General features: G+C 61.3%; 12 protein-coding genes. 10 read left to right on the top strand and 2 right to left on the bottom strand.

All coding sequences use genetic code 11. The features are described 5' to 3' along the window. Nucleotides 1–105 precede the first annotated feature (105 nt). Nucleotides 106–675 carry a peptidylprolyl isomerase A gene (gene ppiA / locus FHU12_RS23830; protein ID WP_141972176.1) on the bottom strand — a complete coding sequence of 190 codons (570 nt, stop codon included), beginning with the start codon at nucleotides 673–675 and terminating at the stop codon, nucleotides 106–108. Nucleotides 676–1,028: 353 nt separating this feature from the next. Between ppiA and FHU12_RS23820 the strand changes: the two genes are divergently transcribed. The 6 genes from FHU12_RS23820 to FHU12_RS23795 all read left to right on the top strand — a co-directional run bounded on the left by FHU12_RS23820 (nucleotide 1,029) and on the right by FHU12_RS23795 (nucleotide 5,806). Then, on the top strand, nucleotides 1,029–1,367 hold the full coding sequence (locus tag FHU12_RS23820; RefSeq protein ID WP_038878111.1) for a PTS lactose/cellobiose transporter subunit IIA: 339 nt from the start codon (nucleotides 1,029–1,031) through the stop codon (nucleotides 1,365–1,367). After that, nucleotides 1,364–2,671 (top strand): 6-phospho-beta-glucosidase, encoded by a 1,308-nt coding sequence (locus FHU12_RS23815; protein ID WP_141972171.1) that lies wholly within the window; start codon nucleotides 1,364–1,366, stop codon nucleotides 2,669–2,671. Before FHU12_RS23820 ends, FHU12_RS23815 begins: the two co-directional genes overlap by 4 nt. Nucleotides 2,672–2,744: 73 nt before the next feature. Beyond that, nucleotides 2,745–3,725, top strand: coding sequence for a LacI family DNA-binding transcriptional regulator (locus tag FHU12_RS23810; RefSeq protein WP_141972169.1), 981 nt, complete (start codon nucleotides 2,745–2,747; stop codon nucleotides 3,723–3,725). A 193-nt stretch (nucleotides 3,726–3,918) separates the two neighbouring features. Next, nucleotides 3,919–5,103: an MFS transporter TsgA gene (tsgA, locus tag FHU12_RS23805; RefSeq protein WP_141972167.1), complete on the top strand. Its 1,185-nt coding sequence runs from the start codon at nucleotides 3,919–3,921 to the stop codon at nucleotides 5,101–5,103. A gap of 110 nt (nucleotides 5,104–5,213) precedes the next feature. Then, nucleotides 5,214–5,462, top strand: a complete 249-nt coding sequence (locus tag FHU12_RS23800; RefSeq protein ID WP_049300713.1) for an AbrB/MazE/SpoVT family DNA-binding domain-containing protein — start codon at nucleotides 5,214–5,216, stop codon at nucleotides 5,460–5,462. After that, on the top strand, nucleotides 5,456–5,806 hold the full coding sequence (locus tag FHU12_RS23795) for a type II toxin-antitoxin system ChpB family toxin (protein WP_049300714.1): 351 nt from the start codon (nucleotides 5,456–5,458) through the stop codon (nucleotides 5,804–5,806). Before FHU12_RS23800 ends, FHU12_RS23795 begins: the two co-directional genes overlap by 7 nt. Here the strand turns inward: FHU12_RS23795 and FHU12_RS23790 are convergent. Then, complete coding sequence (locus FHU12_RS23790) at nucleotides 5,803–7,071, bottom strand: cytosine deaminase (protein ID WP_311770116.1); 1,269 nt, start codon at nucleotides 7,069–7,071, stop codon at nucleotides 5,803–5,805. The genes FHU12_RS23795 and FHU12_RS23790 overlap by 4 nt on opposite strands. A gap of 303 nt (nucleotides 7,072–7,374) precedes the next feature. Between FHU12_RS23790 and nirB the strand changes: the two genes are divergently transcribed. The 4 genes from nirB to cysG are packed head-to-tail and all read left to right on the top strand — an operon-like array spanning nucleotide 7,375 to nucleotide 12,519. Continuing rightward, on the top strand, nucleotides 7,375–9,924 hold the full coding sequence (gene nirB / locus FHU12_RS23785) for a nitrite reductase large subunit NirB (RefSeq protein WP_141972163.1): 2,550 nt from the start codon (nucleotides 7,375–7,377) through the stop codon (nucleotides 9,922–9,924). Next, complete coding sequence (gene nirD / locus FHU12_RS23780) at nucleotides 9,921–10,247, top strand: nitrite reductase small subunit NirD (protein WP_019456155.1); 327 nt, start codon at nucleotides 9,921–9,923, stop codon at nucleotides 10,245–10,247. Before nirB ends, nirD begins: the two co-directional genes overlap by 4 nt. 16 nt (nucleotides 10,248–10,263) lie before the next feature. Continuing rightward, nucleotides 10,264–11,064 (top strand): nitrite transporter NirC, encoded by an 801-nt coding sequence (nirC, locus tag FHU12_RS23775; RefSeq protein ID WP_141972161.1) that lies wholly within the window; start codon nucleotides 10,264–10,266, stop codon nucleotides 11,062–11,064. A 51-nt stretch (nucleotides 11,065–11,115) separates the two neighbouring features. Next, nucleotides 11,116–12,519, top strand: coding sequence for a siroheme synthase CysG (gene cysG, locus FHU12_RS23770; RefSeq protein WP_141972159.1), 1,404 nt, complete (start codon nucleotides 11,116–11,118; stop codon nucleotides 12,517–12,519). The last annotated feature ends 4 nt before the right edge of the window (nucleotides 12,520–12,523 follow it).

Raw genomic sequence — 12,523 nt, 5'->3', positions numbered from 1 at the left:
TGATTATTGTCTGTCGATTAGAGCATGGGGCGAGGGAGAAAACAGTGATGAAGGCAAGGCTTCGGGAGGAAGGAGCGGCCGACCCCGACGGGATCGGCCAAAAACTTACGGCAGCACCTTGGCTGACAGAATCACCACCGGTTTGGTCGGCACATTCTGGTAAGGGCCGACGTTGCCGGTCGGCACCTGGGCAATTTTGTCCACCACGTCCATGCCTTTCACCACTTTGCCGAACACCGCGTAGCCGAAGTCACGCTGGCCGTGATCCAGGAAGGCGTTATCCGCCACGTTCAGGAAGAACTGGCTGGTGGCGCTGTCCTTGTCGGCGGTGCGCGCCATTGAGATGGTGCCACGCAGGTTACGCAAGCCGTTATCGGCTTCATTCTTGATCGGCGCCTTGGTGGATTTTTGCTGCATGTCAGCGGTGAAACCGCCGCCCTGCACCATAAAACCCGGGATCACGCGGTGGAAGATGGTGTTGTTGTAGTACCCGCTGTTCACGTAATCGACGAAGTTCTGGGTGGAAACCGGTGCCTTCTTGCTGTCGAGCGCCAACTCGATATTCCCCGCCGAGGTCGTCAGCATGACGTGGGTCTCACCGGCGGCGAGTGCGGCTGGCGCCACTGCAGTCAGGGAACACAGCGCGACGAAGGTCACTAAAGTACGTTTGAACATTAACGGGTCCTTTCTCTGAGAGACAAACTACGGAAAAGCGCTTTGATTCTAAAGAGCTGTATCGGCAAGTGCCAGCCATTTACCTATATTTACCCAATTACGGGACATATCCTAGGCGGCCCTGAATTTTGCTGCGGAAAGTATGGGCGCAGAAGGCTTTTTTGCCAACCGCATCACGCATTTTTTGCCCCGCGCCGCCCTGGGTCGGTTTTTGCGATCTGCCTCCCAGTTTGCACATACATTGCCGTTACTCTATATAAATGAGAGCGCTCTCATTATAAAAAGAACGGATACTGAGGCATCCCACGGCGGCATCGCCGCGCAACCCCTGGAGAAATGACGTGAGTGAATTGATGACTGAAGTCAGCCCCGAGTTTGAAAGCACCATCATGGAACTGCTGGTGTTCTCCGGCAGCGCGCGCAGCAATGCGTTGATGGCGTTGCGGCAAGCGCGTGCCGGCGACTTCGCCGCGGCGGCCAAACACATGGCCGAGTCCAAAGAGTGGGTGAAGAAGGCGCACCTGATCCAGACTGAGCTGATCGGCCTGGACGAAGGCTGCGGCAAGCTGGCGATCAACCTGATCACCGTGCATGCGCAGGATCATCTGATGAACGCCATGGTGATCCAGGATCTGGCCGACGACATGATCGAGCTCTATCGCCGTCAGTCGCAGACGGAGGGCCGACCATGAGTACGCTCAAAATCGCCGTGATCGGCGGCGGCAGCAGCTACACTCCCGAATTGGTCGATGGGCTGATCCAGCGCATCGAGGAGCTGCCGGTCACCGAACTGGCGCTGGTGGACGTCGAGCCGGGCCGGCAAAAAGTGGAAACCATCGCCGCCCTGACCCGCCGCATGCTGGCGCGCCACGGGCTGGAGCAGGTGAAGGTCAGCGTGCACTTCGCGCTGGACGACGCCATTCGCGGCGCCGCTTTCGTGCTGACCCAGTTCCGCGTCGGGCAACTGCCGGCGCGCGCCGCTGATGAACGGCTGGGCCTGAAATACCAGCTGCTCGGCCAGGAAACCACCGGCGTCGGCGGCTTCGCCAAGGCGCTGCGCACCATTCCGGTGATGCTGGATATCGCCCGTCGGGTGGAAAAGCTGGCGCCGGACGCCTGGATCATCAACTTCACCAACCCGGCCGGCATCGTCACCGAGGCGGTGTCCCGCTTTACCAAAGCGAAAATCATCGGCCTGTGCAACGTACCGATCAGCATGCATCACATGATCGCCAACATGCTGCAGGCGCCTTACGCCGACGTGCAGCTGCAGTTCGCCGGCCTGAACCACATGGTCTGGGTGCATCAGGTCACGCAGCAGGGGCGCGACGTCACCGCTAAGGTGATCGACATGCTGTGCGACGGCGCGGCGCTGACCATGAACAACATCAAGGAAGAGCCCTGGCAGCCGGACTTCCTGCGCGCGCTCGGCGCGATCCCCTGCCCGTACCACCGCTATTTTTACCAGACCCGCGAGATGCTGGCGGAGGAGATGGCCGCTGCCGGCGAGCGCGGCACCCGCGCCGAGCAGGTGATGCAGGTAGAAAAAGAGCTGTTCGAGCTGTATGCCGATCCGCAGCTGAACAGTAAGCCGGAGCAGCTCAGCTTCCGCGGCGGTTCTTTCTATTCCGAAGTTGCGCTGGAGCTGATTCGTGCTATCCATAATAATCTCGGCACGCAATTAGTGGTCAACACCGCAAACCGCGGCGCAATCCATGGCCTGCCGGACGATGCTGTGATAGAAATCAACTGTATCGTCGATGCTCAGGGCGCACACCCGCTGACCTTCGGCCCGCTGCCGGAGCCGATGCAGGCCCTGACGCAGCAGGTGAAAGCCTACGAACGTCTGACCATCGAAACCGCAGTGCACGGCGATCGCCGCAGCGGATTGCTGGCGCTGATCGCCAACCCGTTAGTGGGCAACGCCAACCTGGCGCAGCCGCTGCTGGACGAGGTGTTGACGATAAACGCGCCGTATTTGCCGCAGTTCAGGTAAACGGCTATACGCAGCCAGACAGGGGTTCGGCGCGCCGAACCCATTTTTTTAGCCGTAATTCAGGAGTGGGACGATGGTGACACTGGAAGATGTCGCGGCGCTGGCGGGCGTTTCGCGCGCCACCGTATCGCGCGTGGTGAACGGCGACAGCAACGTCAAGGCGCCGACCCGCGAGAAGGTTGAACGCGCCGTCGCCCAGCTCGGTTATACCCCCAACCCGGCGGCCCGCGCGCTCGCCTCCAGCCACAGCAATACCCTTGGGCTGGTCACCACGTCATACCGCGGCGGCTTCTTCGGCGCGCTGATGGACTTCGTGCAGACCGAGGCCGAATCCCACGGCAAGCAGCTGCTGGTGACCCAGGGCCGCAACAGCGCCGAAAACGAATGGCAGGCGGTGCAGAGGCTGTTCAGCCTGCGCTGCGACGGCGTGATCCTGCACGTGCGTTTTCTCAGCGACGATCGGCTGCGCCAGCTGGCGGCGGAGCAACGTGATTTCGTGTTGCTCGATCGTCTGGTGCCGGGGTTGGAAGACCGCTGCGTCACCTTCGATCACCCGCTCGCCAGCCGCATGGCGACGCAGCAGTTGCTCGATGCCGGGCACCGGCGCATCGCCTGCATCAGTGGCCCGCGCGAGCGCCCGTCGAGCCGCCTGCGGCTGCAAGGGTTTGAAGAGGCAATGCAGGCGGCGAATATCGAGCCGGTGGCCTGCCTGGAGGGCGTCTACGATCTGGAAAGCGGTTACCGCTGTGCCGATCGGCTGCTGCGGCAAGCCGTGCGGCCCAGCGCCATCTACTGCTGCAACGAAGAGATGGCGATCGGCGCCCTGCTGGCAATCAATGAGCACCGCCTGCGGGTGCCGCAGGATATCTCCTTGATCTGCTACGACAGCGGCGAACGCGCGCCTTTCGTGCGCCCGGCGTTGAGCAGCGTACACTTTCCCATCAGCGAGATGGCCCAATACGCGGCGCGCAGGTTGATCGATCCCGCCACCCCGGCGCACCGGTTTGAGCCGACGATCGTCCACCGCGATTCCATTGTGACGGCACGCAAATAGATCACACTAATGCGCACCACCCCTTCATGGGTTACATCAAAAAATCGACAACCATCACAAAAAATCCCGTTGTCTGTGCTAGGATCCGCCTCCTGGTGGCCTGATCGGGACTTTTTTCTGCGTTTGCCAGGAAAAGCCAGCGGGCCTTATGCCAGCTATAAAAACCTCTAACAGACATATTCAGGCCTATACAATGAATGACAGTAACCGCATACGGCTTACCTGGATCAGCTTCTTTTCTTACGCGCTGACCGGTGCTTTAGTGATCGTCACAGGGATGGTGATGGGAAACATTGCAGAGTACTTTAATCTGCCGGTTTCCAGCATGAGTAACACCTTTACTTTCCTCAACGCCGGTATTTTGATTTCGATCTTCCTCAATGCCTGGCTGATGGAAATCATCCCGCTGAAGCGTCAGCTGATCTTCGGCTTTGTCCTGATGGTGCTGGCGGTCGCAGGGCTGATGCTCGGCAAGAGCCTGACCATGTTCTCGCTGTGCATGTTTATCCTCGGCGTGGTGAGCGGTATCACCATGTCGATCGGCACCTTCCTGATCACCCACATGTATGCCGGCCGCCAGCGCGGTTCACGCCTGTTGTTCACCGACTCCTTCTTCAGCATGGCCGGGATGATCTTCCCGATCGTCGCTGCGATGCTGCTGGCCCGCCATATCGGCTGGTACTGGGTTTATGCCTGCATCGGCCTGCTGTACGTGGGGATCTTCGTGCTGACCCTGTGCTCCGAATTCCCGGTGCTGGGCAAGAAAGGCACTGATGCCGGTCAACCGGTCGAGAAAGAAAAATGGGGCATCGGCGTGCTGTTCCTGTCGATCGCCGCGCTGTGCTACATCCTCGGCCAGCTGGGCTTCATTCAGTGGGTGCCGGAGTACGCCACCAAGTCGTTCAATATGGACATCGGCCAGGCCGGTAAGCTGGTGAGCGACTTCTGGACCTCTTATATGGTCGGCATGTGGGTGTTCAGCTTCATCCTGCGCTTCTTCGATCTGCAGCGCATCGTTACCGTGCTGGCCGCACTGGCTACCGGCGCGATGTACCTGTTCGTCAGCACCGACAATCCGGAGCACCTCGGCTACTACATTATGGCCCTGGGCTTCGTTTCCAGCGCCATCTACACCACGCTGATCACCCTCGGCTCGCTGCAGACCAAGGCTTCCTCGCCGAAACTGGTCAACTTTATCCTGACCTGCGGCACCATCGGCACCATGCTGACCTTCGTGGTCACCGGTCCTATCGTGGCGAAAGGCGGCGCGCATGCGGCGCTGACCACCGCCAACGGCCTGTACCTGGCGGTGTTTGTGATGTGTCTGCTGCTGGGCTTCGTGACCAAGCACCGCAGCCACGGTCACGTGACGCACTGATTTCTTCGCATCAAATACATCAAGGGCGCCCGCAAGGCGCCCTTTTTTATGTACATTTTTCACACTTAATTATACATTGTTTATACATGAACAATGGAGAGGGATTGCTCATGAAAGTCTTTATCAAAAAATGGGGCAACAGCGCGGGAATGCTGGTGCCCTCAGCGCTAATGAACGAGCTGGAACTACAGGTAGGTCAGGAAATGGACATGCAGGTCATCGATGGAGCGTTGGTCATTAAGCCGGTTAAGAAACGCTATTCACTGCAGCAATTGCTCGATGGCTGCGACGGTGAAGCGCCGGCCGCCGCAGACGACAACTGGGAACACATGCCGCCGGCGGGGAAAGAAGTATGGTGAAGCGCCCCGTTTTTCAGCGCGGAGATCTTATCCGGGTCAGCCTGAATCCCGTGGTTGGCCGTGAGCAGCAAGGCGACTTTCGTCCGGCACTGGTGCTCTCCCCCCGTGAGTTTAATGCGCTGGGCATGGTGCTGGTCGCCCCTATTTCGCAAGGGGCTAATTTTGCCCGTACAGCGGGTTTCACCGTCAGCCTGAGCGGGAGCGGCACCGCAACGCAGGGTGTCATCTTGATCAACCAGGTTCGCATGATGGATCTGGCCGGGCGCAGCGCGCAATTCATTGAACGTGCCCCTGGCGAAGTCATCGCCGACGCGCTGGCGCGGCTTCAGGCAATCATCGACTAACGCCGAAAATCCACCGTCTCATCCTGCTGTAAACGCAGCGTAGTTTCCGCCGGCCGCGTTTCGGCGATCACTGCCCCCTGGCGAATCGAATAACGCACCGGCGTCTGGCGGCGCACCGCGTCGAAGCCGCTTTCCGCCGGCAGGATCACCAGGTTGGCGCTGTTGCCGGCCGCCAGGCCGTAGTCGCTCAGGTTAAGGGTGCGTGCGCTGTGGTGGGTGATCAACTTCAGCCCATCGTCGATTTGGCCATAGCCCATCAGCTGGCACACGTGCAGCCCCATATGCAGCACCTGCAGCATGTTGGCGGTGCCGAGCGGGTACCAGGGATCGAACACGTCGTCGTGGCCGAAACAGACGTTGATCTCCGCCTCCAGCATCTCCTTCACCCGCGTCACGCCGCGCCGTTTCGGGTAACTGTCGAAACGCCCCTGCAGGTGAATGTTCACCAGCGGATTGGCGACGAAGTTGATGCCGGACATTTTCAACAGGCGGAACAGCCGCGAGGCGTAAGCGCCATTGTAAGAGTGCATCGCCGTGGTGTGGCTGGCGGTGACTTTCGCCCCCATCTCCAGCTTCAGCGCCAGCGCCGCCACGGTCTCGACGAAGCGCGATTGCTCGTCGTCGATTTCATCGCAGTGCACGTCCACCAGCCGATCGTATTTTTGCGCCAGCGCGAACGCCTTATGCAGCGACTCCACGCCGTATTCGCGGGTGAATTCGAAGTGCGGAATGGCGCCCACCACGTCGGCGCCCAGCCGCAGCGCCTCTTCAAGCAGCGCTTTGCCGTTGGGGTAGGAAAGGATCCCCTCCTGCGGGAAGGCGACGATCTGCAGCGTCACCCAGGGCGCCACCTCCTGCTTAACCTCCAGCATGGCACGCAGCGCGGTCAGCGTGGGATCGGAAACGTCGACGTGGGTGCGCACATACTGCACGCCGTTAGCGATCTGCCACTTAAGCGTTTGCCAGGCGCGCTGTTTGACGTCTTCATGAGTCAGCAGCGCTTTGCGTTCGGCCCAGCGCTCAATGCCCTCGAACAGCGTGCCGGACTGGTTCCAGGCCGGCTGACCGGCGGTCTGCGTGGTATCCAGGTGGATATGCGGTTCGACGAACGCCGGCAACGCCAGCCCGCCCTGCGCATCCAACACGTCGCCGCGCCACTCCTGCCCCTCCGGCTGCGGTACCAGATGCGCAATGCGCCCCTGCTCGATCGCCAGTTGCCACAATCCCTCATGCCCGCTTAAACGCAGGTTGTCGATAAATTTCAATGGACGTTTCGCCACCCTTCACCTCTGCCGTTGCGCTGGTTTTCTTCATCATACTGGCAGCGGATCGCGCTGACAAAGTCGCCGTTGTCTGCCTACCCCCTGCGTTTACTCCCTGAGGGGTAATTTACATGCAAACTGACTCGCTTCAGCTAAAGATGAATAAAATCCGCAACTTATCAAAAAACGTGAAAAATCATTTATATACCACGTTAGAGGTATATGGGGGTGTGATTGATTTGCATCAATAAATTGCTCATCGGGAGAGATAAGGTAAGCCTAGGAAACCAGAATTTTGAGGCAATAATGAGCAGAGTCAAACTTGCCGTCGTCGGCAATGGCATGGTCGGCCACCGGTTCATCGAAGATCTGTTGGATAAAGCAGACAAAGACCAGTTCGAAATCACCGTCTTTTGCGAAGAGCCACGCATCGCTTACGATCGCGTGCACCTTTCCTCCTACTTCTCGCACCACACCGCCGAAGAGCTGTCGCTGGTGCGCGAAGGCTTTTACGAAAAACACGGCGTAAAGGTACTGGTCGGCGAACGCGCTATCACCATCAATCGCGACGAGAAGGTCATCCACTCCAACACCGGTCGCACCGTCTATTACGACAAGCTGATCATGGCCACCGGCTCCTATCCGTGGATCCCGCCGATTAAGGGCTCGGATAGCCAGGACTGCTTCGTTTACCGCACCATCGAAGACCTGAACGCCATCGAAGCCTGCGCGCGCCGCAGCAAACGCGGTGCGGTAGTCGGCGGCGGGCTGTTAGGGCTGGAAGCCGCCGGCGCGCTGAAAAGCCTGGGGGTGGAAACACACGTGATCGAGTTCGCTCCGGTACTGATGGCCGAACAGCTCGACCCGATGGGCGGTGACCAGCTGCGCCGCAAGATCGAGCGCATGGGCGTCAAGGTACACACCGGCAAAAATACCCAGGAGATCGTCAACGGCGGCGGCACGGCGCGCAAAACCATGCATTTCGCCGACGGTAGCCTGCTGGAAGTGGATTTCATCGTGTTCTCCACCGGCATCCGCGCCCAGGACAAGCTGGCGCGTCAGTGCGGGCTGGAGGTTGGCCGCCGCGGCGGCATCGCCATCAACGACAGCTGCCAAACGTCTGATCCGGACGTGTACGCCATCGGTGAGTGCGCCGCCTGGCGCGATCGCACCTTTGGCCTGGTGGCGCCGGGGTACAAAATGGCGCAGGTGGCCGCCGATCACCTGCTGGACCGCGAAAACGGCTTCCAGGGCGCCGACATGAGCGCCAAGCTGAAGCTGCTGGGCGTGGACGTCGGCGGCATCGGCGATGCCCATGGCCGCACCGAAGGCGCCCGCAGCTACGTTTATCTGGATGAAAGCAAAGAAGTCTACAAACGTATCGTGGTCAGCGCCGACAATAAAACCCTGCTCGGCGCGGTGCTGGTAGGCGACACCAGCGATTATGGCAACCTGCTGCAGCTGGCGTTGAACGGCATCGAGCTACCGGAAAACCCGGACGGCCTGATCCTGCCGGCCCATGCGGGCAGCAAACCGGCCATCGGCGTAGATTCGCTGCCGGAAAGCGCGCAGATCTGCTCCTGCTTCGACGTCAGCAAAGGCGACATCATCCAGGCAGTCAACAAAGGCTGCCACACCGTGGCGGCGCTGAAGGCCGAAACCAAGGCCGGCACCGGCTGCGGCGGCTGCATCCCGCTGCTCACCCAGGTGTTGAACGCCGAGCTGAGCAAGCAGGGCATCGAGGTCAACCACCACCTGTGCGAACACTTCGCCTATTCACGCCAGGAGCTGTTCCACCTGATCCGCGTCGAAGGCATCAAGTCGTTCGAGGCATTGCTGGCCAAATACGGCAAAGGTTACGGCTGCGAAGTGTGTAAACCGACCGTCGGCTCGTTGCTGGCCTCGTGCTGGAACGAATACATCCTCAAGCCGCAGCATACACCGCTGCAGGATACCAACGACAACTTCCTCGGCAATATCCAGAAAGACGGCACCTACTCGGTGATCCCACGTTCCGCCGGCGGCGAAATCACCCCGGACGGCCTGCTGGCCATCGGCCAGATCGCCAAGGAATACAACCTCTACACCAAAATGACCGGCTCGCAGCGCATCGGCATGTTCGGCGCGCAGAAAGACGATCTGCCGGCCATCTGGAGCAAGCTGCTCGCCGCCGGCTTTGAAACCGGCCACGCGTATGCCAAGGCGCTGCGCATGGCGAAAACCTGCGTCGGCAGCACCTGGTGCCGCTATGGCGTCGGCGACAGCGTCGGCTTCGGCGTCACGCTGGAACATCGCTACAAAGGCATCCGCACCCCGCACAAAATGAAGTTCGGCGTCTCGGGCTGTACCCGTGAATGCGCCGAGGCGCAGGGCAAGGACGTCGGTATCATCGCCACCGAGAACGGCTGGAACCTGTACGTCTGCGGCAACGGCGGCATGAAACCGCGCCACGCCGACCTGCTGGCCGCCGATCTCGATCGCGAGACCCTGGTGCGCTACCTCGACCGTTTCATGATGTTCTATATCCGCACCGCCGATAAGCTGCAGCGCACCTCGGTGTGGCTGGAGAGCCTGGAAGGCGGCATCGATTACCTGCGCAAGGTGATCGTCGACGACAAGCTCGGCATCAACGACCAACTGGAAGCGGAGATCGCCCGCCTGCGCGACGCGGTGGTCTGCGAGTGGAAAGAGACCGTCGAGCATCCGGAAACGCAGCTGCGCTTCGCCCACTTCATCAACAGCCCGCTGCGCGATCCGAACGTGCAGGTGGTGGCCGAACGCGACCAGCACCGCCCGGCGCGCCCTGACGAGCGCATTCCCGTCACCCTGATCGATACCGAGGAGAGCCACGCATGAGCCAGTGGATTACCGTTTGTCCCGTCGCCGACATTCTGCCCGGCACCGGCGTATGTGCCCTGATCGGCGATCGGCAGGTGGCGGTGTTCCGCCCCTATGCCGACGAACAGGTGTTCGCCATCAGCAATATCGACCCGTTCGCCCAGGCCAGCGTGCTGTCACGCGGGCTGATCGCCGAGCATCAGGGCGAACTGTGGGTCGCCAGCCCGCTGAAGAAACAGCATTTCCGCCTGTACGACGGTCACTGTCTGGAAGATGACAGCCGTTCCGTCGCCAGCTTCGCCAGCCGGGTGGTCGACGGCATCGTGCAAGTCGCGGCATAACCTTTCGGGAGGCAACATGTTTACCGACACGATAAACAAATGCGCCGCCAACGCGGCGCGCATCGTCCGCCTGGCGAAGGAGAGCCCGCTCGGCTTCTGGATCAGCTCGGCGATGGCGGGCGCCTACGTCGGCCTTGGCATCATCCTGATCTTCACCCTCGGCAACCTGGTCGACCCAAGCGTGCGGCCGCTGGTGATGGGCGCCACCTTCGGCATCGCGCTGACGCTGGTGATCATCGCCGGTTCCGAGCTGTTCACCGGCCATACGATGTTCCTGATGCTCGGCGTCAAGGCCGGCACCATCCGCCAAAGCCAGATGTGGGCGGTGCTGCCGCAAACCTGGCTCGGCAACCTGCTCGGCTCGGTGCTGGTGGCGCTGATGTATTACTACGGCGGCGGCAGCCTGCTGCCGGTGGATACCAGTCTGGTGCACAGCGCCGCGTTGGCGAAAACCACCGCGCCGGCCGAAGTGCTGTTCTTCAAGGGCGTGCTGTGCAACTGGCTGGTTTGCCTGGCGATCTGGATGGCGATCCGCGTAGAAGGCGCCGCCAAGTTCATCGCCATTTGGTGGTGCCTGCTGGCCTTTATCGCCTCGGGTTACGAACACTCCGTCGCCAACATGACGCTGTTTGCCCTCTCCTGGTTCGGCAACCACAGCGAGGCCTACACCCTCGCCGGCATCGGCCACAACCTGCTGTGGGTGACGCTGGGCAACATCCTCTCCGGCTCGGTGCTGATGGGCCTGGGGTATTGGTACGCCACGCCGCGCGCCGAACGCCCGCAGGCGGCGAAAGCCGCCGCACGTCAGACCGCCTGATTTTTCGGGGGCGCATTTCGCCCCCACACTGATTACCCCCGAGGAGTGCCGATGGACTACCTGCCGATTTTCTGCCAACTGCAACATAAAGCCTGCCTGCTGGTCGGCGGCGGCGAGATCGCCGAACGCAAGGCGCGCCTGCTGCTGGACGCCGGCGCAGCGCTGACCGTCAACGCCGTAGACTTCACCCCACAGTTCCGCCTGTGGGCGGAAGAAGGCCGGTTGACGCTGGCCGAAGGCGAATTCAGCCCGACCCTGCTGGCGGAAAAATGGCTGGTGATCGCCGCTACCGACCGGCTGGAAGTCAACGCACGGGTGTATCAGTGCGCCAACCAGCAGCGGGTGTTCTGCAACGTGGTGGACGATCCGAAACGCGCCAGCTTTATCATGCCGTCGATCATCGATCGTTCACCGATCATGGTGGCGGTGTCCTCCGGCGGCAAAGCGCCGGTGCTGGCGCGCCTGCTGCGCGAGAAGCTGGAAGCGATGCTGCCGCAGCACCTCGGTAAGTTGGCCCAGCTGGGCGGCTCGCTGCGGCAGCGGGTAAAACAACGCTTCAGCAGCCTCGGCGCGCGCCGTCGCTTCTGGGAACGGTTATTCGCCCACGATCGGCTGGCGCAGTCGCTGGCCAACGACGACGCCACGCTGGCCACACGTCAGCTCGAGCAGCTGTTCAGCGAACAGCCGGAAGATCGCGGTGAAGTGGTGCTGGTGGGCGCCGGGCCGGGCGATGCCGGCTTACTGACGCTGAAAGGACTGCAACAGATCCAGCAGGCCGACGTGGTGGTTTACGACAGGCTGGTCTCCGAAGAGATCATGACGCTGGTGCGCCGCGACGCCGAGCGTATCTTCGTCGGCAAACGCGCAGGCCACCACTGCGTGCCGCAGGAGCAGATCAATCAAATCCTGCTGCAGCAGGCGCAGCAAGGCAAACGTGTGGTGCGCCTGAAGGGGGGCGATCCCTTTATCTTCGGCCGCGGCGGCGAAGAGCTGGAAACGCTGGCGGACGCCAACGTGCCGTTCTCGGTGGTGCCGGGTATCACCGCCGCCTCCGGCTGTTCCGCCTACAGCGGTATCCCGCTCACCCACCGCGACCATGCGCAGAGCGTGCGCCTGGTGACCGGCCACGCCAAGGCCGACGGCGGATTGGACTGGGCGACGCTGGCCGCCGGGCAACAGACGCTGGTGTTCTATATGGGGCTGTCGCAAGCGGCGGAGATCCAGCGCCAGCTGATAGCGAATGGATTGGCGGCCACCACGCCGGTGGCGCTGGTAGAAAACGGCACCTCCTGCCGCCAGCGGGTGATTGAAGGCGAGCTCGGCCAACTGGGCTCCCTGTCATTGCAGGCCGCCAGCCCCAGCCTGATCATCGTCGGCAGCGTGGTCAGCCTGCGCAGCAAGCTCAACTGGTTCGCCAGCGAGGTACCGCCCGCCGACCTGGCGCAAATGGCATGATACC

It is taken from the genome of Serratia marcescens (genome assembly GCF_006715005.1).
Taxonomy (GTDB): domain Bacteria; phylum Pseudomonadota; class Gammaproteobacteria; order Enterobacterales; family Enterobacteriaceae; genus Serratia; species Serratia montpellierensis.
This window is presented reverse-complemented; position numbering and strand designations above follow the sequence as displayed.

What these genes read in the sequence shown, in the direction of transcription:
- FHU12_RS23820 (WP_038878111.1), top strand. Translation starts at nt 1,029, where the DNA reads ATGACTGAAGTCAGCCCCGAGTTTGAAAGCACCATCATGGAACTGCTG.
- nirC (WP_141972161.1), top strand. Translation starts at nt 10,264, where the DNA reads ATGTTTACCGACACGATAAACAAATGCGCCGCCAACGCGGCGCGCATC.
- FHU12_RS23800 (WP_049300713.1), top strand. Translation starts at nt 5,214, where the DNA reads ATGAAAGTCTTTATCAAAAAATGGGGCAACAGCGCGGGAATGCTGGTG.
- tsgA (WP_141972167.1), top strand. Translation starts at nt 3,919, where the DNA reads ATGAATGACAGTAACCGCATACGGCTTACCTGGATCAGCTTCTTTTCT.
- nirD (WP_019456155.1), top strand. Translation starts at nt 9,921, where the DNA reads ATGAGCCAGTGGATTACCGTTTGTCCCGTCGCCGACATTCTGCCCGGC.
- FHU12_RS23815 (WP_141972171.1), top strand. Translation starts at nt 1,364, where the DNA reads ATGAGTACGCTCAAAATCGCCGTGATCGGCGGCGGCAGCAGCTACACT.
- FHU12_RS23810 (WP_141972169.1), top strand. Translation starts at nt 2,745, where the DNA reads ATGGTGACACTGGAAGATGTCGCGGCGCTGGCGGGCGTTTCGCGCGCC.
- FHU12_RS23795 (WP_049300714.1), top strand. Translation starts at nt 5,456, where the DNA reads ATGGTGAAGCGCCCCGTTTTTCAGCGCGGAGATCTTATCCGGGTCAGC.
- nirB (WP_141972163.1), top strand. Translation starts at nt 7,375, where the DNA reads ATGAGCAGAGTCAAACTTGCCGTCGTCGGCAATGGCATGGTCGGCCAC.
- cysG (WP_141972159.1), top strand. Translation starts at nt 11,116, where the DNA reads ATGGACTACCTGCCGATTTTCTGCCAACTGCAACATAAAGCCTGCCTG.
- ppiA (WP_141972176.1), bottom strand. Translation starts at nt 675, where the DNA reads ATGTTCAAACGTACTTTAGTGACCTTCGTCGCGCTGTGTTCCCTGACT.